The sequence below is a fragment of the Moorena sp. SIO3E8 genome, from assembly GCF_010692445.1.
GTDB classification, from domain to species: Bacteria; Cyanobacteriota; Cyanobacteriia; order Cyanobacteriales; family Coleofasciculaceae; genus Moorena; species Moorena bouillonii.
This window is the reverse complement of record NZ_JAAHHM010000065.1, coordinates 21,450-40,682: the sequence shown is the minus strand read 5'-3', so window position 1 is coordinate 40,682 and position 19,233 is coordinate 21,450. Positions and strand designations below refer to the sequence as shown.

At 44.4% G+C, this 19,233-nt stretch carries 17 protein-coding genes; 7 read left to right on the top strand and 10 right to left on the bottom strand.

Annotation, left to right across the window (positions count from 1 at the left end; all coding sequences use genetic code 11):
• A partial coding sequence (locus F6K46_RS23785; RefSeq protein ID WP_293117410.1) for a sugar phosphate nucleotidyltransferase occupies positions 1-843 on the top strand: 843 nt, incomplete at its 5' end.
• A gap of 980 nt (positions 844-1,823) precedes the next feature.
• On the opposite strand, the gene F6K46_RS23780 is transcribed toward F6K46_RS23785, so the two are convergent.
• Positions 1,824-1,973, bottom strand: coding sequence for a hypothetical protein (locus tag F6K46_RS23780; protein WP_158069587.1), 150 nt, complete (start codon positions 1,971-1,973; stop codon positions 1,824-1,826).
• A gap of 362 nt (positions 1,974-2,335) precedes the next feature.
• Between F6K46_RS23780 and F6K46_RS23775 the strand changes: the two genes are divergently transcribed.
• Together F6K46_RS23775 and F6K46_RS23770 are read left to right on the top strand one after the other, a co-directional pair.
• Entirely contained in the window at positions 2,336-4,183 is a 1,848-nt protein-coding gene (locus tag F6K46_RS23775) for a TolC family protein (RefSeq protein ID WP_293060769.1), read from the top strand.
• A gap of 395 nt (positions 4,184-4,578) precedes the next feature.
• Positions 4,579-4,908: a 2Fe-2S iron-sulfur cluster-binding protein gene (locus F6K46_RS23770; RefSeq protein ID WP_008191595.1), complete on the top strand. Its 330-nt coding sequence runs from the start codon at positions 4,579-4,581 to the stop codon at positions 4,906-4,908.
• Positions 4,909-5,014: 106 nt separating this feature from the next.
• Here the strand turns inward: F6K46_RS23770 and F6K46_RS23765 are convergent, their stop codons facing one another.
• Positions 5,015-5,155 (bottom strand): hypothetical protein, encoded by a 141-nt coding sequence (locus F6K46_RS23765; protein WP_158069586.1) that lies wholly within the window; start codon positions 5,153-5,155, stop codon positions 5,015-5,017.
• Positions 5,156-5,290: 135 nt separating this feature from the next.
• Here F6K46_RS23765 and psbM point away from each other — a divergent pair, with 135 nt between their 5' ends.
• Positions 5,291-5,404 (top strand): photosystem II reaction center protein PsbM, encoded by a 114-nt coding sequence (gene psbM, locus F6K46_RS23760; protein ID WP_044495836.1) that lies wholly within the window; start codon positions 5,291-5,293, stop codon positions 5,402-5,404.
• A 173-nt stretch (positions 5,405-5,577) separates the two neighbouring features.
• On the opposite strand, the gene F6K46_RS23755 is transcribed toward psbM, so the two are convergent.
• The 4 genes from F6K46_RS23755 to F6K46_RS23740 form a co-directional block, all read right to left on the bottom strand.
• Positions 5,578-5,775: a hypothetical protein gene (locus F6K46_RS23755; RefSeq protein ID WP_293060772.1), complete on the bottom strand. Its 198-nt coding sequence runs from the start codon at positions 5,773-5,775 to the stop codon at positions 5,578-5,580.
• A gap of 371 nt (positions 5,776-6,146) precedes the next feature.
• A complete protein-coding gene (locus F6K46_RS23750; protein ID WP_075899757.1) occupies positions 6,147-6,989 on the bottom strand; it encodes a universal stress protein in 843 nt (280 codons plus the stop codon).
• A 615-nt stretch (positions 6,990-7,604) separates the two neighbouring features.
• Positions 7,605-7,775 carry a 50S ribosomal protein L32 gene (gene rpmF, locus F6K46_RS23745; RefSeq protein WP_075899755.1) on the bottom strand — a complete coding sequence of 57 codons (171 nt, stop codon included), beginning with the start codon at positions 7,773-7,775 and terminating at the stop codon, positions 7,605-7,607.
• A 44-nt stretch (positions 7,776-7,819) separates the two neighbouring features.
• Complete coding sequence (locus F6K46_RS23740; RefSeq protein ID WP_293060776.1) at positions 7,820-8,419, bottom strand: hypothetical protein; 600 nt, start codon at positions 8,417-8,419, stop codon at positions 7,820-7,822.
• A gap of 285 nt (positions 8,420-8,704) precedes the next feature.
• Here F6K46_RS23740 and F6K46_RS23735 point away from each other — a divergent pair, with 285 nt between their 5' ends.
• Positions 8,705-10,630, top strand: a complete 1,926-nt coding sequence (locus F6K46_RS23735; protein ID WP_293060777.1) for a caspase family protein — start codon at positions 8,705-8,707, stop codon at positions 10,628-10,630.
• A 520-nt stretch (positions 10,631-11,150) separates the two neighbouring features.
• Here F6K46_RS23735 and F6K46_RS23730 read toward each other — a convergent pair.
• Positions 11,151-11,882, bottom strand: coding sequence for a response regulator transcription factor (locus F6K46_RS23730; protein ID WP_293060811.1), 732 nt, complete (start codon positions 11,880-11,882; stop codon positions 11,151-11,153).
• Between the two features lie 1,210 nt (positions 11,883-13,092).
• Between F6K46_RS23730 and F6K46_RS23725 the strand changes: the two genes are divergently transcribed.
• Positions 13,093-15,990, top strand: a complete 2,898-nt coding sequence (locus F6K46_RS23725) for an ATP-binding protein (protein WP_293060778.1) — start codon at positions 13,093-13,095, stop codon at positions 15,988-15,990.
• A gap of 226 nt (positions 15,991-16,216) precedes the next feature.
• On the opposite strand, the gene ruvA is transcribed toward F6K46_RS23725, so the two are convergent.
• The 3 genes from ruvA to F6K46_RS23710 all read right to left on the bottom strand — a co-directional run bounded on the left by ruvA (position 16,217) and on the right by F6K46_RS23710 (position 18,143).
• Positions 16,217-16,852 (bottom strand): Holliday junction branch migration protein RuvA, encoded by a 636-nt coding sequence (ruvA, locus tag F6K46_RS23720; RefSeq protein WP_293060779.1) that lies wholly within the window; start codon positions 16,850-16,852, stop codon positions 16,217-16,219.
• On the bottom strand, positions 16,821-17,060 hold the full coding sequence (locus F6K46_RS23715; protein ID WP_293060781.1) for a hypothetical protein: 240 nt from the start codon (positions 17,058-17,060) through the stop codon (positions 16,821-16,823). The genes ruvA and F6K46_RS23715 overlap by 32 nt, the downstream gene beginning before the upstream one ends.
• 327 nt (positions 17,061-17,387) lie before the next feature.
• Positions 17,388-18,143 carry a sucrose-phosphate phosphatase gene (locus F6K46_RS23710; RefSeq protein WP_293060783.1) on the bottom strand — a complete coding sequence of 252 codons (756 nt, stop codon included), beginning with the start codon at positions 18,141-18,143 and terminating at the stop codon, positions 17,388-17,390.
• A gap of 158 nt (positions 18,144-18,301) precedes the next feature.
• Here F6K46_RS23710 and F6K46_RS23705 point away from each other — a divergent pair, with 158 nt between their 5' ends.
• Positions 18,302-19,177 (top strand): MBL fold metallo-hydrolase, encoded by an 876-nt coding sequence (locus tag F6K46_RS23705; protein WP_293060785.1) that lies wholly within the window; start codon positions 18,302-18,304, stop codon positions 19,175-19,177.
• Positions 19,178-19,233 lie beyond the last annotated feature (56 nt).

The window sequence follows — 19,233 nt, the reverse complement described above, 5'->3', positions numbered from 1 at the left end:
CTACCATCGTTACCCCAAAAGCATCTATTAGCGGAACCGGAAGGACGGGATACAGCACCAGCAGTGGCTTGGGCAACTCTAGAAATTGCCAAGGCTTACGGAGAAGATGCGGTAGTGGGCTTTTTCCCTGCTGACCACTGGATTGAAGATGAGCAAGGGTTTCAGCAAACTATCAAGGCGGCTGCTCAATTGGCTGCCGCTGAGTCATCGATTGTGACCTTAGGCATCACGCCCCAATACCCTTCCACGGGCTACGGTTACATTGAGCAAGGTGAGAAGACTGGCACGTTTGAGGGATTGCCAGTGTATCAGGTCAGTCGGTTCACCGAAAAGCCAAACCAGGAGACCGCTGAGGAATTTTTGTCTACTGGTCGATTCAGCTGGAACAGTGGGATGTTCATTTTCCGGGCTGGGGTAGTTTTAGATGAATTGCGCACCTATGCACCAGAAATTATTGCCCCTTTAGAAGAAAAAGGTGTGGCGGCTTATGCTGAGCTAGAGAAGAAAAGTATTGACTACGCTTTGATGGAAAAAACACAGCTAGCTTATGTTTTACCAGCCTCCTTTGGTTGGGATGATTTGGGAGATTGGAATGCTTTAGAACGCCTGCATAATGGCGATGCTAAAAATGTGGCAATGGCTAATCATGTGGAACTGGATACTCAAGGAGCAATTGTCTACTCCAGTAGTGATGATGAGGTGATTGTTACTATTGGTTTAGACGATGTGCTGGTGGTACGCGATCGCAATGCTACGTTAATTGCCAAAAAAGACCGTACCCAGGACATAAAACAAGCGATAAAAATTCTCAAAGATAATTCACTTTTACAAGATTTTTTGTGATTAATTCCTTGTAATAATTCCTAGCTTGAGCCACATTATAATTACGATTAAGGTCAGAGTGCTTCAGAATATATAGTTCAGAGTTTGATCATTATTTATGAGTCAGTGGTGCTCTTAATTTCCTGACTAATTTATCTAATCTGAACTAGAAAAAAACTATAAATTAAAAATATACAAAGTTAGGCGATCATCAATAAAGTGTATAAACAGCGGATCTGGGAACAGCGGATCTGGGAACAGCGGATCTGGGAACAGCGGATCTGGGAACAGGGAATAGGGAACAGCGGATCTGGGAACAGCGGATCTGGGAACAGGGAACCGAAAAAGTATGGATTTTTAGGAAATAGTTAACAGCTCCTATAAATACCTAACAAACTATAACCAATAATCATCTATTCTTGTAAAGAATATCAACGCAATCAATAAAAGTAAGTATTTAATTTTTTTTGATTGAGGTTTTTTTGCGGCATAGGTTAATAAATTTTATGTCTGCTTATTTTAAATTATGTGTTTTGAATAGCGGAAGGTCTCTGGCTAGATTACTAACGCCTTTTTTATTTAAAAAAGGTTATCCCACTGTCAATCCTTAGCCATACACCTTAGTCATACAGATTTTTGTTTATTTGTTAATGATTAATAGAAAGTATTAATAGATAGTAAACAAAAGAATGCGATGCTCGGTACGAGCCGCTACGGTATGAAGCGTTTCGGCAAAGCCGACGCTACGCGAACGCGTAGCGTGGCCAACGGCCTCAGCTTCCGCGCTTATGCGAACGCAAAAACCTTGGAACACAACTAACCCTGAACATAAAGTAATCTTGACAAAAACAGAAATAATGCTTTGGTATTGTGGCAGGCTGGAAAACTTGTCCGGCGGTTAAACCTTACCCCAATCTAACCTAAGGTAAAAAAAGAATAATGTTATCGTAATTGAGCGCACTGACGTAGACTAGAGAATGGCTGCATCTCAATCCATGCAATTAGGGGAAAATTACCGCGCAAATTCCCACGCCAGTGCCCGACACTTGCCACACTTGCCACACTTGCCACACTCCCCACACTTCCCCTTCTTTTTTACAAATATCAGATGCACCCCATCTCCCCATCTCCCCATCTCCCCATCTCCCCATCTCCCCATCAGCCCCTATTCACAATTTAAATGTGTGAGATAGGGGTTATGCGATGAAGCGAAGCTTCTGCTAAAAGCGATGAAGCGAAGCTTCCGCTAAAAGCGAACGCATCTAGTCACTTTTCTCCCTGCAACAGAAAATTGCCAATATGAGGATACTGTGAAGCCATTGCCCACTATAATAAAGTCTTGTTAAAGAGCAACTCCTATAAAAAATGGCAATTTGAGGCTCAATCCTGATTTAGATATGCAAACCGGGAATATTCCTTTGCTAAACCCAATAGCAAGCCATTATCCTGCCATTGGTTGCTAAATTGAGCAAGAGAAGTAGTTCTGCTAAGACTAAAATCAACTGTAAAATCTATGCCAACTTTTCGTTATATATTAGCTGTAGGTGTGGGGACGGCAATTGCCTTGAGCGGCATGGAATCCGGAGCCTCAGAAGATTTACCATCACTTACTAAGCCTCAGAATAACTCAGTAGCTACACCTAACCAAGAATCCTTAACAGAAGCAGCCCCAAACCCAGAGGGAGGGGAGCTAGTGCTAGAAGTCATCAATAACACTACCCCAGCTCCCAAGCAACCAGAGCAACAGGAGTCTATTTCCTCTGTAGATTCCTCACCTTCAGAAGCAGAATTAGTCCAAGAAATTATTGATCAAACCATCCTGCCTAGTGATCAGGCAAACCAAGAGGAGTCGATTCCTGCTGTGGCTGAGCTGGCAGCGCCATCGGAATCCGTAGACGTTGGTGAGGATACGGTAGTTGAATCTGCCACAGGGGAAAACCCTGAGTTAATGTCACAAACCTCTGGAAGCTCAGGAACCTCTGGAACCTCAGCGCCAGAGTTTCTTGATCCTGACCCCAATCCGTTATCATTTCCCACCCAAAGCCAGGAAGTGCAGATAGATGTCACACAGCCAATTACCCTCCAACAGACCATAGAATTGGCAAAGCGTAATAATCAGGAATTACAGCAAGCGCAACTGAACTTGGAACGTAATCAGTTTGTTCTTCAAGAAGCCTTAACTGCTTGGTATCCCAGTTTGTCAACAAGTGCACGAATTGATTATGGACAGGGTGCAAGAGGCCAGATAAGTGCTCAGGCAACACGTGACGCTCAAGGTCAAGAGACTGTGCCACCAGCTCAGCGTACGCCAAACCCTGGGCCGTCAGGAAGTTTCACTGCAACCCTAAGTTTAAATTATAACCTATACACTGGTGGGCAACGACCAGCACAAGTCCGTCTAGCTGAGGAACAGCTAAACTTACAGCAGCTGGAGGTAGAACGCCTCTCTGAAGAGATTCGACTTCAGGTCACCCTTGCCTATTACAATTTGCAAGAAGCTGATGCTCGAGTTGAGATTTCCCAAGCGGCAGTCACCGAATCCGCTCAGATTCTACGGGATACCGAGTTACTGGAACAAGCTGGTTTAGGAACCCGATTTGAGGTCTTGCAACAGCAGGTTGAGCTAGCCAATGACTCTCAAGGGTTGACCAACGCTCTGAGTGACCAACGTATAGCCCGACGTCAGCTGGCGGAGTTATTAAACTTATCTCAATCCGCAGAAATTACCGCAGCCGATCCCATCGAAATTGCTGGAAGTTGGGATTTATCTCTAGAACAGAGCCTGATCCTGTCTTATAAAAACCGATCTGAGTTAGAACAGCAACTGGTACAACGAAAGATCAACAAGGAACAGCGCACCATTGCTCTGGCTGCGGTCAGGCCCCAGTTGAGTGTATTTGGTCAAATCGACCTATTGGATGACTTAAATGATACTTTGGGTTTTGGTGATGGTTACTCGGTAGGGGCACAATTCCAGTGGAATTTCTTTGATGGCGGAGCAGCCATGGCCAGAGCAAAGCAGGAAGATATTGATGTTGCCGTAGCTGAAAGCAGTTTTGCTAACCAACGGGATCAAATACGCTTTGAGATCGAACAAGCTTATTCTCAATTAAACTCCAATGAAGAGAGTATTGAAACCGCATCCTTTGCCCTAGAAGTAGCAGAAGAGAGTCTCCGGCTAGCTCGGTTACGATTTCAGGCAGGGGTTGGTACCCAAACCGACGTAATTAACCAGCAAACTGCCCTTACCCGGGCTAGGATTAACCAACTTACTGCAATTCTGGGCTACAACCGCGCTTTGGCCAACTTGCAACGGGCAGTGAGTAATCTACCAGACAGTAAAGTTACTGATATTCCGTAGTATTCCATCAAAATTGAATGAAGGGGTAAACTAGACTCCTCCCAATTAGACACTAGGTATTAGATCCTAAGGATTAGGCACTAGGTATTAGACCTTAGGTATGAGAGCCTAAGTATTAGACCTTAGGTATGAGAGCCTAAGTATTAGACCTTAGGTATGAGAGCCTAAGTATTAGACCTTAGGTATTAGCCATTAAGGACTAACCTTTAACATCTAATACCATTAACCATGCCCTAACTCTCACAACTCAATTGACAGAGTACCTCATCTGGTTTAAGGTTAATGGTTTATGGCCAACTTAGCCATGAACCATTAACCAGGGATGCTTATTTTTTTAACATTCCTTAATAAAATAGAAATACTATCAGAAAATAAGATCAGACTTGGGACAAATCATGGCTAATATCAAATTTGTCAAGGAAGACCAAGAAGTCATTGCTGCCAATGGAGCGAACTTACGAGAGAAAATGCTGCAAAATCGCATAGATCTCTACACGTTTCGGGGCAAACTGGTGAACTGTGGCGGCTATGGTCAATGTGGTACCTGTATTGTGGAAATTGTGGCAGGGATAGAAAATTTATCCCCTAGAACTGAGGTGGAAAATCGGAAACTAAAGAAAAAGCCAGATACTTACCGATTAGCCTGTCAAGTCTTGGTGAATGGACCGGTGAGTGTTAAAACTAAACCAACCCTGAAGAGCAAATCCCCATCTGCTGCCATCTAACCATAGCAAGAGATTTTAAGGGCTAGCTGGCGAGAGATTGTCAGTTGAATTCCCACTCCTTGTATAGAAGCTTACATAGGGTTTATAACAGGGTTTATAACATTTATCAATTGGGTGAGGTGGTTTCTTCTTGGGTTTGTTCCCGTAGCGTAGCCCAAAGGGCAGGGAGTAGGGAGTAGGGACTAGGGAATAAAGCTAAGACAATGGAATGTATCTCACCAGGATTTTCAACCCGCTTATCTACCATGAGCCGGATTTCCTCTTGCCAGGCTTATATTTCAATCTTCTATTTCGATTCGCCGAAGGCGACGCTTCGCGAACAGCCGTGTTAATGGTATCCTATAGGGCGTGGGTTAAAAACGATTTAGAGGAACTAATAATCATGCAAGTTAACGATCTAGGGTTTGTTGCCAGCATTTTGTTTGTGCTGGTGCCTGCGGTTTTCCTGCTAATTCTTTATATCCAAACCGCGAGCCGTGAAGGCTCAGGAAACTAGTTAGCTTCATCCGCCAGAAGCCCCACTTCCGAATCGTTCGAGCCGCACGGCGACCTAGGAGCAAGATCGGCGTGGGATGAATGGCGGAGGCGGAACTTTGATACTTTGCTATCGTCTATAATCGTCTATAATGGAAGTAGTAGGGAAATAAATTAAGAGCTAACCGCCACCTACTAATTAAAAAAAAAGAACCTTTTGTATTGTTCCGGTGCGGAGGGGCATCCCGTGTCGTTAATAAAGCTTGCCGTTCGCGTAGCGTGGCCTACGGCCTTGTATCCTAACCGTTGGGTGGAGTTGGCAAGAAGCCTACACTGAAATCGTTCCCGTAGCGTCTGGCACTGCCAGTAACAGTCAGTGTAGGAGTATGTCACCTAAAGGTCAGCGTGGGATTCTTACCAGGATGAAAGTCCAAGGGGTTTTTTGTCTAACGTTGTCTAACGTTGTCTAATTAATTTCAATTAAATAACGGTGAAGTTGACTTATCACGCCACTAAAGTAGGCGGGATAAGTCAGCTATTGTTACTCGATTTATGACTCTCCCTCCCACCACTAAAGTATGTGAAATCTCAAGTAGGTGGAAGTTTAAATAATTAGTCATTAACCCTTTGTCATTAAGCCTTGATCATGAACCCTTTTTAAGCAAGTTGTAACCAAAAAGAGGTTTACTAGCAATACTAATCACTAATGACTAATGACTAATGACTAATGGCTAATGGCTAATAACTTACTGCTTCTTACTGCTTCAAGTAGTTGTGCGTGATAACAACACTGGGCAATTGGCTTTGACTCTGACGTAGTCTGATAAAGAATTCCCCAGTAATCGATCTAAATCTACTAAACTCTTGGCGATAGAAGGGCGACGGTCAGGAGAACCGAGAATCAGCAAGTCGATGTTCTTGTCCTCTGCTAACTCGCAGATTCCTGGTCCGGCCTTACCGCCACTTAGAACACAACGGTAAGAAACACCTAGCCTTTTGGCTTTTGCTGCTGCGTCTGCCAGAACTGGGTCTGCTTCTGCATTGCTCATCAGTTGGTCAGGTTTGGCTTCGGGGATGACACGAGCTAGATATAGTTGAGCATTCTTCATATCTCGCACTAGGGATAGAGCCAACTCGAAGGAATTTTGAGCAGCATCAGATTTATCCATTGCGACCATAACCCGTCTGATTTGTTTGACGTAGACATCGTCTTTGACCAACAACATTGGGCGGGAGGACAATTGGAACACATATTGGCTAACGGAGTTTTCTAAAATCGCTTCTAGGCGAGTTAGTCCTCTCGAACCCATAATAATCAGGTCGGTTTCTTCTTCGTCTGCCACTTGGGTAACGATATTTTTAGGGTCTCCTTGTTTCAGTCTGGGAGTGATTTTGCTGGGGTCAACCTTTAACGACTTGACCGCATCTGCTAAAATTTTACCCCCCTCTTCTAACTTAGCTGACATGGCTTCTGCTGTGACTTGAGGAGGCACTACATGTAGGACTGTGACCGATGCCTGTTGTATGGCAGGAATTTCGGCCAACATGTTGAACATTTCTTCACACAGTCCCCGACCAGCTACAGATATTAAAATTTTTCTTATCATTGGGCAATTCTTGCTGGAGTTACTAAATTATGATTGGTTACTGACCATTGAGATGAAAAATTGAGTTGCAAAATTGACTTGCAAAATTGACTTGCAAAATCTAACAATTAACCCTTAAAAATTTTGGGTAAATTGTCTGGCACTTACTTAAAACTCAACTCAATGGTATTAAGCTGTGGTACATCTAATTGCCACAGCCCGAATCATGATTTTCTGTTAATTGTTAACCACCAAAAGTTAACGAACAGAAATCAAGTTTAGATATGCCAGTTCAATCCCCAGCAACCCGTGACATCAGATAGTTGTCCGGTAGGGGTTGGGGGTTTGACTTTACCTGGTATATACTGACCAGGATACTGATAATGAGGCTAGAAAATTTTGAAAATTTATTAACGGCGCTCAGAAGACAGCACTCCTTGATAAGTGAGGACTATCACGCCTAGCTTCAGTATTAGCTTCAGATCTATTAAGCTAGGTAAGTAGCTTGGAGACTCGAAAGTCTCAGAGGTGTTAGGGCAACAGGGTGTATAGCGCTTTGTCTTCGTGATACCTAACCCACCGGAACCATGGGGAAAAAGCGATACGCCGTCCGAAGCCCGGTGGGGAGTAGTAAACCTACTCTTCGTCTTCTTCTTCCTGTGTTGGATAAACAAAGCTAGAACGCCCACTCAGGACTGCTTTACCGAGAGAGAGGGCTTTTTGTGCTTCCAGATGCGCTTTGCGCTTCCAGTTAGCTTTACGTTTATCCCGTTTGGATTTTGAGGTTTTCTTCTTAGGAACAGCCATAAGTATAAATTATTTAATTTGTTAGACAGCTTTTCTATCTTATTTTATTGTCTTGTATCTCGGTCTTCTATCTCGTTGTCAGGTGATGATGACTCAGGAGCCTGGTTGTTGGCTGGCGGCTCAGGAGCCTGGTTGTTGGCTGGTGGTGGCTCAGGAGCCTGGTTGTTGGCTGGCGGCTCAGGAGCCTGGTTGTTGGCTGGTGGTTCCTGAGGACTTGGGGAAGCTGGTTCCAGTGACTGTGGTTGACTTTGAGGGGAAAAATCAGGTTCCTCAACTCGCAGTAGGAACTGGGTATTGGGAAAATAAGTTGCCCAATACTTGGCATCCGGTCGTCTTTGCCAGGATGGACGGCTGACTTCTAACAACAAGACTGGGGCAATTTCTCCTTGATTTTGCCCTAGAATAGTAATCGCTACCTTTGTAGTCAAAATATCACTATCGAAGCTGCGTTGAGCTGCTGCTCTAGCAACTACTTCAGCACGGCGCATAAAGCCTTGGTAAGTTTCATCAGGCTCACGATTCAGGGTAACATTAATACGGGCTGTCTTGGCTTCGGCGCTTTGGGGAACAATGGCAACTGTCGTCAACCAACTAACCCCTACTAAGCCGGGTAACACCAATAGCCGGATTACTTTGGATAACATAGTCTTGTATCCTCTGATTAGGCTGAAAAAAGGTCAATTCTTATCATGAAGGAAAATCTTTACATCCACTAGATTGACAGAAAGTACTTCGAGAGCCTTGAAAGGTGGACTAGGTTCGATAGTGTTATAATTAATTAATTAATAAAGTTAAGCCGTTAGGTTAAGCTAAACAGGGTTAAATTAGAATTTGCCTGTAAGGGGAAACTAAAGCAATAGTAATAAATTTAGGCATACCTAAAATTAGGTATAAAATTTACGAGTTTCAGGCGCTAGGGTATGGGGTAAATGGCAAATTACGCTGGTATAGCAATTGGCATCAACCACTATCAGTTCTTACAACCTCTAAACTATGGTCAAGCAGATGCTCAAAGACTACAAGGTTTTTTTGTAGACCAAGCTCATCTGCAACCCAGTGAGTTTCTTTTATTAACTGATACTTCACCACCGATTGATGATGTTTTAACCTACCCCAACCGAGAAAATATTTTAAGATGTCTCGACAGGATTCGCCAGAGTCCAGCTTCCCGAGAAAGTTGGCGTTGGTTCTTGTTCAGTGGCTGCGGGGTCAGTTGGGATAACGTTGACTACCTCATGCCGATTGATGGCAACCCAGATGACATTCCAGGAACAGGTATACCAATAGAATGCCTGTTTTCCTCTCTCAAGACTATGGGGAGCAATAAAATCCTGGTATTGTTAGACATAAACCGATCACCGGGAATGCCATCTGGTGAACCGGTTGGTGCTGAAACAGTGGAATTAGCCTACCAAATGGGTATTTCCCTGATACTTTCTAGTCAACTCAACCAGTTTTCTCACGAAGCTTCGGCTCTAGGGAATGGCTTATTCACCTCAGCACTTCTAGAAGCACTGCGTTACTATCATACTGACATTACCCTTGAGAATCTTGAAGAGTATCTCAGGGAGCGCTTACCGGAGTTGAGCCAACACCATTGGCGACCAGTTCAGATTCCTCTTACGGTGATTCCTTTACAGGAGTATCGACAACAACACATTTGGCCTGAAGGGGCAAGCTCACCACCAGAAAATCAATGGGCTGACCCGATCACTGACTCAAAAGCTACTAAGGTCGTTTTTTCGGAAGATGGCAATAATCTTGAGGTGCCACCCAAGGCGGGGTTCCCCGGCCTTGGAGGCGCGCACCTTGAGAGTGAATTTACAAAAAAACCTTTATCGGTGGTAACGCAAAACCCGAATAGTTATTCACCCACTAACACTGACAGCTCAAACCAAACCTTATCTGACTCAGTAGCTTTAGTTTCTTATTCAGACAGTCAGCCTCAAACTGATACAGAAGAGTTATCCTCATGGCGAGAATGGTTGTTTTGGGGTAGTGGTATAGCTTTGTTGTTAGGACTAGTGAGCTTAACTGTTGTCCGTAACCAGGAAGGCTTGATTACTCAGCAGGTTATCAAAAACACAGAGACTACCAGATTAACTACCACAGTACCAGAGACTAATCAGGTCAGGAATTCCCCAGTAACATTGCCTACAGCGTCAAAATCCCAGGCAACTCCAGCTCCCTTGCCAAATTCTAAGAGTAAACCCCTGGAAACTAAACCACAGAAATCCCTGGAACCGAGTCTGATCAAGGCGAATCAAGCAGCTTTGGACCAGGCAAGACAATTAGTTGAACCGAAACAGGCATCTGTGTATAGCGATGCGATCGCAATTGCCCGTCAGGTAAAACCTGGGGATCCTCTTTATGAGCAGACACAAAAATATATCACTCGTTGGAGTCAGTCAATTTTGGCTCTAGCCACGAAACGGGCAAAAAAAAGTGATTTTGAAGGAGCGATCGCAGCTGCCCAGCTAGTTCCTGAAGATAACCCTTCTGTTTATGCTTTGGCTAACAATGCTATTAAACAGTGGCAGATTCTCTCTCAACAGAAGTCCCAGAATCAACAGATTATCCAAACAGCCATCAAACAAGTGCAACGTAATCAAGCATCTAGTTATAATCGTGCGATCGCAACCCTGCGTAAGATTCCACCGGGTCAACCGAAGTATGCCACAGCACAAGCGTTAATTGCTCAAGCTAGCGATAAGATTTATGGGATTGCTAAGTCCCGTGCCTCGCGAGGCAAGTTTCTCTCCGCAATTAACACAGCAAAATTAGTCCCAAAAGATACCCCTTACTATGGGGCTGCCCAAGAAGCGATCGCTAGATGGCAGCAAGGTAGACCTTGATAGTCATTTGGGTTGAAGGTTTAAGGTTGGTTGAAGGTTACAGGTTGGTTGAAGGTTACAGGTTGAAGGTTACAGGTTGAAGGTTACAGGTTGAAGGTTACAGGTTGAAGGTTACAGGTTGAAGGTTACAGGTTGAAGGTTACAGGTTGAAGGTTACAGGTTGAAGGTTACAGGTTGAACGCGCACGGGTGGCCGAAAGGCCAAGGTTGTTCGCCTTTGGCGTTCCCGTAGGGTAGGTTGAAGGTTACAGCTTGCCAGTTATAGGTTGCAAATTATACATCCGGCTTTGAGTTGTTAAGGCTCTAATGTTCAACCTACCCTACACCGGACCCCTAGGGCGAACAACCATCTAACCTTCAACCAACTAACCTTCAACCATCTAACCTTCAACCAACTAACCTTCAACCAACTAACCTTCAACCTTCAACCTTCAACCTTCAACCTTCAACCTTCAACCTTCAACCTTCAACCTTCAACCAACTAACCTTATAACTGTCAAAGGTTACTCTATGGTATAATCTCAAATAACTAAGCCAGAGCGGAGGGCACGGACAGCTGCTTGGGTACGGTCATCCGCACAGAGTTTATTCAAGATATTTCGGACATGAGTTTTGACAGTTCCCACAGTGATATATAACCTTTCTGCAATCACAGCATTGCTGCAACCTTCTACAATCAACTGCAAAACCTCTAATTCCCTTTCCGTTAAAGGATAAGCTTCAATCATTTGATTGTATTCATTGGGAGCAGCATGGATAGCGATCGTTTCACTAGCGTCAGCATGCTGAGTATGTTTACTTGGTTTGATCTGCTCAAGTACAATTCTGGCAATGGCTGGATCAATCCAAGCATTACCTTCATAGGTCACTTTCAGAGCTTCTACCAATTGATCAAAAGTTATATTTTTCATGCAGTAAGAGTCAGCTCCAGCAGCGAAAGCTGCTAGTACAGCTTCTTGATCATCCTGCAAGGTCAGTACCATAATCTTGGTGGGGAAATCATCCTGTTTAGAATCATCCTGTTTAGCTTGAAACTCTTTGAATTGTCTAGTTAATTCAGTTCCATCCATGTCAGGAAGACCAATATCGACAATTCCGATATCTGGTCTAGATTCCGCGAGTAACTTTAGTCCTTCAGTAGCATTGGCTGCTTCGCCCACCAATTCAATTTCACCGTTTTGTTGGAGGGCTGTTCGCAGACCCATCCGAGTCAGATCATGGTCTTCAATGAGAGCCACACGAATTTTACCCATCATTAACGTCTAGGGGGGTGAGATTTATAGTTTATTGATTTTTAGAGTAACTTTGTAAAGTTTTGGTAAAAATCCTCATTATCTCCACCTATTGGTAGTTGTAGATATTTATGAGTTTGGGATAGAGTTTCCAAAAGAGCATCTCTTGGCAACGATCACTTAAAGTTAGCTGGAATGAAAGCATTTGTCAAAAACTATTACGGTATCAGATATAAAGTTCTTGAGAAGTTACAGGAGGTGCGACCCGTGGCGAATTTAATTCGCCAAGTAAGAGCGCACCTATGGGTAGTTACTTATTATAATCTTTACACTTTATGAGTATAAGGGGTTAGTGGTGCCAAAACCACTTGTCATAGGGGTTGGCACGATTTCCCATTCCAACGGTTAGAGGAAATTCTCAACAGGTGCGCGCCCGTTCGCGCCCCGGGTCGGCTTTGCCGAAAGGCGCACCGACCCGGGAATTTGATTCTTAATGCAGAAGCGGTGCGACCCCGGCGAGGTTTCCTCGCCAAGGGAACGCGCACCAAGAGAAGCGCACAAACAGCGGAAAGCTCACCTATCACGTAGCGTAGCCATTTGCTTAGCATGGCCCACAGGCGGATCAAATGCGCTTATTAAGTAACGCGCGGTAGCCTCACCAGCAGAAAATGACTAATTCCCATAAATCCTACTCTTTATGGTCATCTGCAGAGCATCCTACGAACCGTGATCCAACAGCAGGATAGAATAGGCGGTAAAACCCCATAAAAAATCTATCTCAGGGAGTTTGTTTCTCAGGAAATACCATTGGAAAATTAGCATTGATTCATTGCAATCGGATTGCTTCATCCCCTAGGTCAGTGAAATTACTAATCAAGGCAGTTTTTAGACAAGTATACTCATGGGTAGTCGATTATCATCGACTAGTCAGATGTTCTGGTGATACTAAACAACCTTGGGATTTCCTCTACCTAGTCAGATCAGTATTTTTACTGAAGCCCTCTGACTAGTACGGAGGTAAGGTAGAAGCCTACAATTTAAAGCGACGTGGAGACATTGTCAAGTCCTAATGGTTGACTAAATTTGGGGAATACCTAAACTGAATCAATATAGTCGGCTAAATATAATTAATTAGCATCTTCAGGTGTCGGTTGTCAGTCAAGAACTGTTACTACCAACTATCCACTAATCATTAGCCAATAATCAATCACAACAGCTCAACCGCTAAATCATGGACGAGATTATCAGACTACTTATCGTAGAGGATGATCAAGTTAACTGCAAAGCCATCATTAAAGCTCTTAACAGAGGGGGTATACCCGTAAAAATAGCTGTTGCAGTTGACAGCAAAAGCGCCTTGTCGATCATCGCATCACGCTGCGCCAACTCTACCCTTACCCAACCGAGTTTGGACTGCATTCTATTGGACTATAACTTACCGGATGGCGACGGATTGACTCTGGTTCAACAAATCCGTGATGCTGGCATTGAAGTGCCTGTGATTGTTTTGAGTAACCAGGGGAACGAGCAAATTAACGAGCAAATTGCGGTTGAGCTGATCAAATCTGGAGCATCGGACTATCTGACCAAAAGCCAAATCTCACCCGAAAAGCTTTTACGTAGTATCTCTAATGCGGTTCGCCTCTACCGCGCAGAACGGGAAGCGCTCATAGCTCATCAGCGGCTCAAAGAAAGCGAAGAACGCTACCGCTTGGTGCTAGAAGGTTCCAATGACGGGATCTGGGACTGGAACCTGATCACTAAACAACTGTATTGTAATGACCGCTTCTATGAAATTACTGGCTTGTCGGCTGAACAGATAGGGAAGTACCACCATAACTTTTCTCCTGATCTGTTATTTAAGTTACTAAATTCCTCAGATCTACTCAAAGTTACTAAGGCGGTAGCTAGTTACCAACAAGATTATCTTGAACTGGATGTAGAATTTCACCTACCCTTTGCTTTTGGAGAAGATCGCTACTGTACTGCTCGTGGCAAAGCCCAGTTGAATGATCAAGGAGTACCATTCCGGATGTCTGGTGTAATTACTGATATTACTCAGCAGAAGCGAGCAGAACAATCCCAGCGATTTCTGGCGGAGGCTTCTGCTGTACTTTCAGCTTCCCTCGATTACCAGACTACATTGGACAATGTAGTGCAGCTGGTAATCCCTCGCTTTGCTGATTGGTGTGCCATTGATGTAGTATCGCCAATTGATAGCTATGATACTCCCGAGTCTTACCAGCGTCTTGCGGTTGCCCATGTTAACCCAGAGCAAGAGGAGTTGATTTGGAAACTGCACCGTTGCTACCCTCCCCAGGGGGATGAAGAGTATGGCAATGGCAAGGTTTTACGTACAGGTTGTACGGATACCTATTTTGAGGTTTCTGATCAATTCCTAAGTGCTGCTGCTGAGGATCCTGACCATCTCAGGATGTTACAGGCATTGAAAATTAAGTCTTACATTTGTGTACCTTTACGAATGGGTTCACAAATCTTGGGCTCAATTTGGTTTGTCAGGAGTGACTCAGGTCGCCGCTACAATGAGCTCGATGTCAAGTTGGCTGAGGATTTAGCTAGTCGCGCTGCCCTAGCCACTGAAAATTCGCGGTTATACCGAGAGGCAAACCAGGCGAGTGATGATCTCAGGCAGGTAATTAGAATTCTCAATGAACAGCAAAACCAATTGAGAACCCTACACCAGTTGACTAATCTCCTCAATCAACGGCTGACTAACCTTCCAAATCTATTGCAAGAGATCGTATCGGAGGTAGTTAAAGCGATTGCTGGGGTTGAATTTTGTTTCATCATTCTCAATAATTCCGTCGGTAACCCTGAGGTTTTAAGGGTTACCGACGGAATGGATACACAAAATTTCCTCTGGGAAGACATCTTGCCCCTTGAGGAAGGGTTACTCTCTCAAGTCTTTTTAACTGGAAAATCTCAGTTAATTCAGCGCAAGAGTTGGGATTACCGGCATCCGGAAGAGGAAGTACCTACAGCTATTTACGCTGTGGCGATTGAGTCTGTGCAAGCAGGACGCTTGGGAGTACTAGCTATTGGCAATTGGGAAGACCCAGAGGCATTAGACCAATCAGGTCGGAATCTGCTAGGAGCAGTGGGTGAACAAGCTGCGATCGCAATTGATAATGCTCGCATGATTAATGAACAAGCCGCGATCGCAATTGATAATGCTCGTATGATTGAAGCCTTAGAGGAGCAAGAAGCACGTTTAGAGTTTCAGAACACTATGCTGGCTCGCCAGAATCGGGAACTCGAAAGGAGAGATGCATCCCTCAAGCTACAGAACCTGCAATTGTTGGAAGCAGCACGATTGAAATCCCAGTTTGTTTCTACGATATCCCATGAGTTACGAACTCCCATGAATGCCATTATTGGCTTTTCTCAGCTGCTATTGCGTCAGCGTCAGGGATCCTTGACCCACCAACAAGCAGATATAATCGAGCGCATTGTGAATAATGCTCAACATCTACTGACTCTAATCAAGGATATGATTGACCTGTCCAAAATTGAGGCAGTTTGTCTGGAGTTAACCTTGGAAAGTTTGCATTTGGACAGGTTGATCAAAGAAACTATTAATGAATTCCGTTGCCTAGCCGATCAGAAGGATTTAGGGTTATATATCCAAACCAATTTACAAAATCCCATCGTAATCAATGATAGCCTCCGCCTGCGGCAGATTTTGGCCAATCTGGTTTCCAATGCCATTAAGTTTACCGAAATTGGCAGGATAGAGGTGGTAGTCAAGGAAATTTCCACCGACTGGCTGATTCTCACTGTTAGGGATACAGGAATTGGAATTGCCCAGGATAACTTAGAGCATATTTTTGAGGAGTTCCAACAAATTGATCAAACCACAACTCGCAAATACTCGGGTACCGGCTTAGGACTGGCAATTACAGAATCTTTAGTCAAGTTGATGCAAGGAACGATTACGGTAGAGAGTAAGGTGGGTAAGGGGTCTACCTTCCATGTCAAGTTTCCTCGACGAGTAAAAGTTTCTACTCCCGATTGTCTTGATTGCGATCTACCACAATCTAAACCCCTAGGTTGTTCGTTTTTGCCCCAGACTCTTAAAGGATTTCGTGCTGGAAGGGTAATTTATTAGGTTGCAGGTTGCAGGTTGCAGGTTGCAGGTTGCAGGTTGCAGGTTTCAGGTTGCAGGTTGCAGTCAGATTATAGCGGTTCTGTTGTTGGATGAGGTAGACCCAAATTTCTTCAACCTCCTCCCCCTATTGCCACTCTCCCGGTAGTAGCGCTGATCCTGATGTAGGTTACTCATGGAACCGCTATATTTAGAATCGCTATATTTATCAGTGGGATCAGGAACATGATCAGCGACTCAACCAAGCGATCGCTTCTCGAATCCAATCTTCCGCATTCTTACTTTTAGCTACCTGAGCATCCTCACTAATAGCATGGAGTGCTTGAGCGATTTCATCATTTTCATATCCCAAAGCTAACAGGGTCATCTCCACATCTTCCTGAATTCCTGGTGAGAGTCTATTAGCAGATAGTGGGGACTCTACTTCCGATACCTTATGCCATTGAGCCAACTTCGTTTTCAGTTCTAGAGCAATGCGTTCAGCGGTTTTGCTACCCACACCAGGGGTTTTGGATAAGGCACGAATATTACCTGTGACAATCGCTTGGACTAAATTAGGCAGTCCCAAGGTGTCCAGTAGTGCGATCGCTAATTGAGCACCAATACCGTTGACACTAACTAACTGACGAAACAAATCCCGCTCAGCGGCTGAAGCAAAACCGTATAGCACCTGTTGCTCCTCCCGGATTTGCAAATGGGTGAAGATTTGCACGGTTTTTTCCGATAAAGCTACGGGCAACTCCTGGGACAAACGGCGAGTGATTTGTATTTCATACCCAATGTAGTTGACATCTAGAATCAGAGTGACGCGATTACCAGTGCTTTTTTGAATGCTAGCTACTGTCCCCTTGAGATAGCTGATCATTAGTTGAAGGTTGAAGGTTAGTTGAAGGTTGAAGGTTGGTTGAAGGTTGAAGGTTGGTTGAAGGTTGAAGGTTGGTTGAAGGTTGAAGGTTGGTTGAAGGTTGGTTGAAGGTTGGTTGAAGGTTGGTTGAAGGTTGGTTGAAGGTTGGTTGAAGGTTGAAGGTTGGTTGAAGTCCCGCAATCGAGCGATCGCGTGGCCTATTGGCCAAGGTTTAAGGTTTAAGGTGATTTGGTTGTTCGCCTTTGGCGTCCGAAGTAGGGGAGGTTATTTGGTTGAACGCGATCGCGTGGCCTATTGGCCAAGGTTGGTTTAAGGTTTTACTCCACCACGAAAATAGTGAAGGATAGTTGAGAGCATAACCTGCAACTTACCAACCTGCAACTTGTAACTTGATTAATCTGCAACCTACCAACCTGCAAGTTGTTAACTCGATTAACCTGCAACTTGTAACTCGATTAACCTGCAACCTACCAACCTGCAACTTGTAACTCTAACAACCAGCAACTTGTAACTACTTCTTAATTATTGGCGACCATTACTGACACAAAAAGCTAAAATAATTCAAACCTTCGATTATACCACCTGCACAGTTAGCTTTAGCCAGGTAATGGTAATCGGCTGAGTTGTTTTCGTACCACTGGCGAAGTTCTGGTCGGGCGTTACCCACTATAATTCCTCGGGAAAAGCCAACGCTAAATAAGGCAATGTCATTTCCTGAATCGCCACAAACCACTGTCCGTTCGGACTCAATTCCCCACTGTTGTCGTAAAAACTCTACTGCTAGACCTTTATCGCTATTGCTGGGTAGAATGTCTAAGTCTTTCCCACCACTATAGATCAACTTGAAATTAACACCCCTTCCTTGAAGCTGAGAGTCCAGTTGAGGTAGCACCCTCAAAGCTGCTTCTTCGGTCAGGTGATAGCTGACTTTAAAGGGACGTTGTTCTGATTCTACTTGGGGAATTAAGTCAGGATACTGGGCAGCCGTTTCCACAATCATGTCCCGATCCCAGCCTTCAGATAACTTGGACCACCAGTCTGGATTGGGCGTATCTTGGCCATCATTATCATAAATTTCTGTACCCACAGAGGTGATCAGAGCATCTGGATCAATAAGTGGCTTCTCGGCTTTCAGCTGGTGGTAGGAACTATGGGATCGCCCTGTAGCATAAACGATTCTTGTACCATGTTCTTGGCGATGCTGACTTAGCAGAGGGTTCAGTTTAAGCAGAGCCTCATCATCCCCTACTAGAGTATTGTCAAGGTCAGTTACAAACAGAAATTTAGTCACGAGATGCTAAGAGGTTCGGGTATTGCCTTATTGTCCTACATAGTTGGGTTAAAAATCATAGTTGGGTTAAAAATGCGCTTTGGTTAATCCCGTTTTGGCTACAATTGAAATAGCTATATCCCCTGGTACCAAGCGCAATCCCTATGACCTAGACAGTTATGGCTAATCTCAACCAACGCCGCGCTCAAAATATCACTGGTGACTTTTACGTGGATAGCAGCTGTATTGATTGTGATGCCTGCCGTTGGATGACTGCGGAAGTGTTTCATCGTGCTGATCAGCAGTCTGCGGTTTATCATCAACCTGCTAATGATACAGAACGATTGAGAGCTCTTCAAGCCCTATTATCTTGTCCTACCTCTTCTATTGGTACTGTTGAGAAACCTATAGAGATTAAAGACGCTCAGCAGAGTTTCCCGATACCAGTGGCAGACAAAGTCTACCATTGCGGCTACCATTCAGAAAACTCCTACGGTGCGGCTAGCTACCTGATCAAACGCCCCCAAGGCAATATTTTAATCGATTCTCCCCGCTTTACACCACCACTGGTCAAACGTCTAGAGGCAATGGGTGGGATTCGTTACATTTACCTGACCCATCGCGATGATGTGGCAGATCATCACAAATACAGACAGCATTTCCAGTGCGAACGCATTTTGCATAGAGATGACATTACCACTGATACCCGTGATGTGGAAATTCAGCTCACTGGTTCTGAGCCTTATCCCTTAGACAAAGACCTGTTGATTATCCCAGTTCCTGGTCACACCAAAGGTCACACTGTTCTACTGTACAACAACAAATTTCTCTTCACCGGTGACCATCTTGCTTGGTCTGATCAACTTCAGCAACTGATTGCCTTTCGTCGCCACTGCTGGTACTCCTGGGAGGAATTAATCAAGTCAATGGAGACGTTAACCAACTACTCCTTCGAGTGGGTATTACCAGGACATGGACGCCGGTATCATACTGATCTTCAGACTATGCAAGATCAGCTGAACCAGTGTCTTGTCTGGATGAAGCATCAAGGATGAAGCATCAAGAATGAAATTAAGTCACCACCTAAAATCTTCCCCCTGATCTCCTTGAT

Excerpts from the sequence above, each read along its gene's own strand:
- F6K46_RS23780 (WP_158069587.1), bottom strand. The coding sequence starts at position 1,973 with ATGGGGAGATGGGGAGATGGGGAGATGGGGAGATGGGGTGCATCTGAT.
- F6K46_RS23775 (WP_293060769.1), top strand. The coding sequence starts at position 2,336 with ATGCCAACTTTTCGTTATATATTAGCTGTAGGTGTGGGGACGGCAATT.
- F6K46_RS23770 (WP_008191595.1), top strand. The coding sequence starts at position 4,579 with ATGGCTAATATCAAATTTGTCAAGGAAGACCAAGAAGTCATTGCTGCC.
- F6K46_RS23765 (WP_158069586.1), bottom strand. The coding sequence starts at position 5,155 with ATGGTAGATAAGCGGGTTGAAAATCCTGGTGAGATACATTCCATTGTC.
- psbM (WP_044495836.1), top strand. The coding sequence starts at position 5,291 with ATGCAAGTTAACGATCTAGGGTTTGTTGCCAGCATTTTGTTTGTGCTG.
- F6K46_RS23750 (WP_075899757.1), bottom strand. The coding sequence starts at position 6,989 with ATGATAAGAAAAATTTTAATATCTGTAGCTGGTCGGGGACTGTGTGAA.
- rpmF (WP_075899755.1), bottom strand. The coding sequence starts at position 7,775 with ATGGCTGTTCCTAAGAAGAAAACCTCAAAATCCAAACGGGATAAACGT.
- F6K46_RS23740 (WP_293060776.1), bottom strand. The coding sequence starts at position 8,419 with ATGTTATCCAAAGTAATCCGGCTATTGGTGTTACCCGGCTTAGTAGGG.
- F6K46_RS23735 (WP_293060777.1), top strand. The coding sequence starts at position 8,705 with ATGGCAAATTACGCTGGTATAGCAATTGGCATCAACCACTATCAGTTC.
- F6K46_RS23730 (WP_293060811.1), bottom strand. The coding sequence starts at position 11,882 with ATGGGTAAAATTCGTGTGGCTCTCATTGAAGACCATGATCTGACTCGG.
- F6K46_RS23725 (WP_293060778.1), top strand. The coding sequence starts at position 13,093 with ATGGACGAGATTATCAGACTACTTATCGTAGAGGATGATCAAGTTAAC.
- ruvA (WP_293060779.1), bottom strand. The coding sequence starts at position 16,852 with ATGATCAGCTATCTCAAGGGGACAGTAGCTAGCATTCAAAAAAGCACT.
- F6K46_RS23705 (WP_293060785.1), top strand. The coding sequence starts at position 18,302 with ATGGCTAATCTCAACCAACGCCGCGCTCAAAATATCACTGGTGACTTT.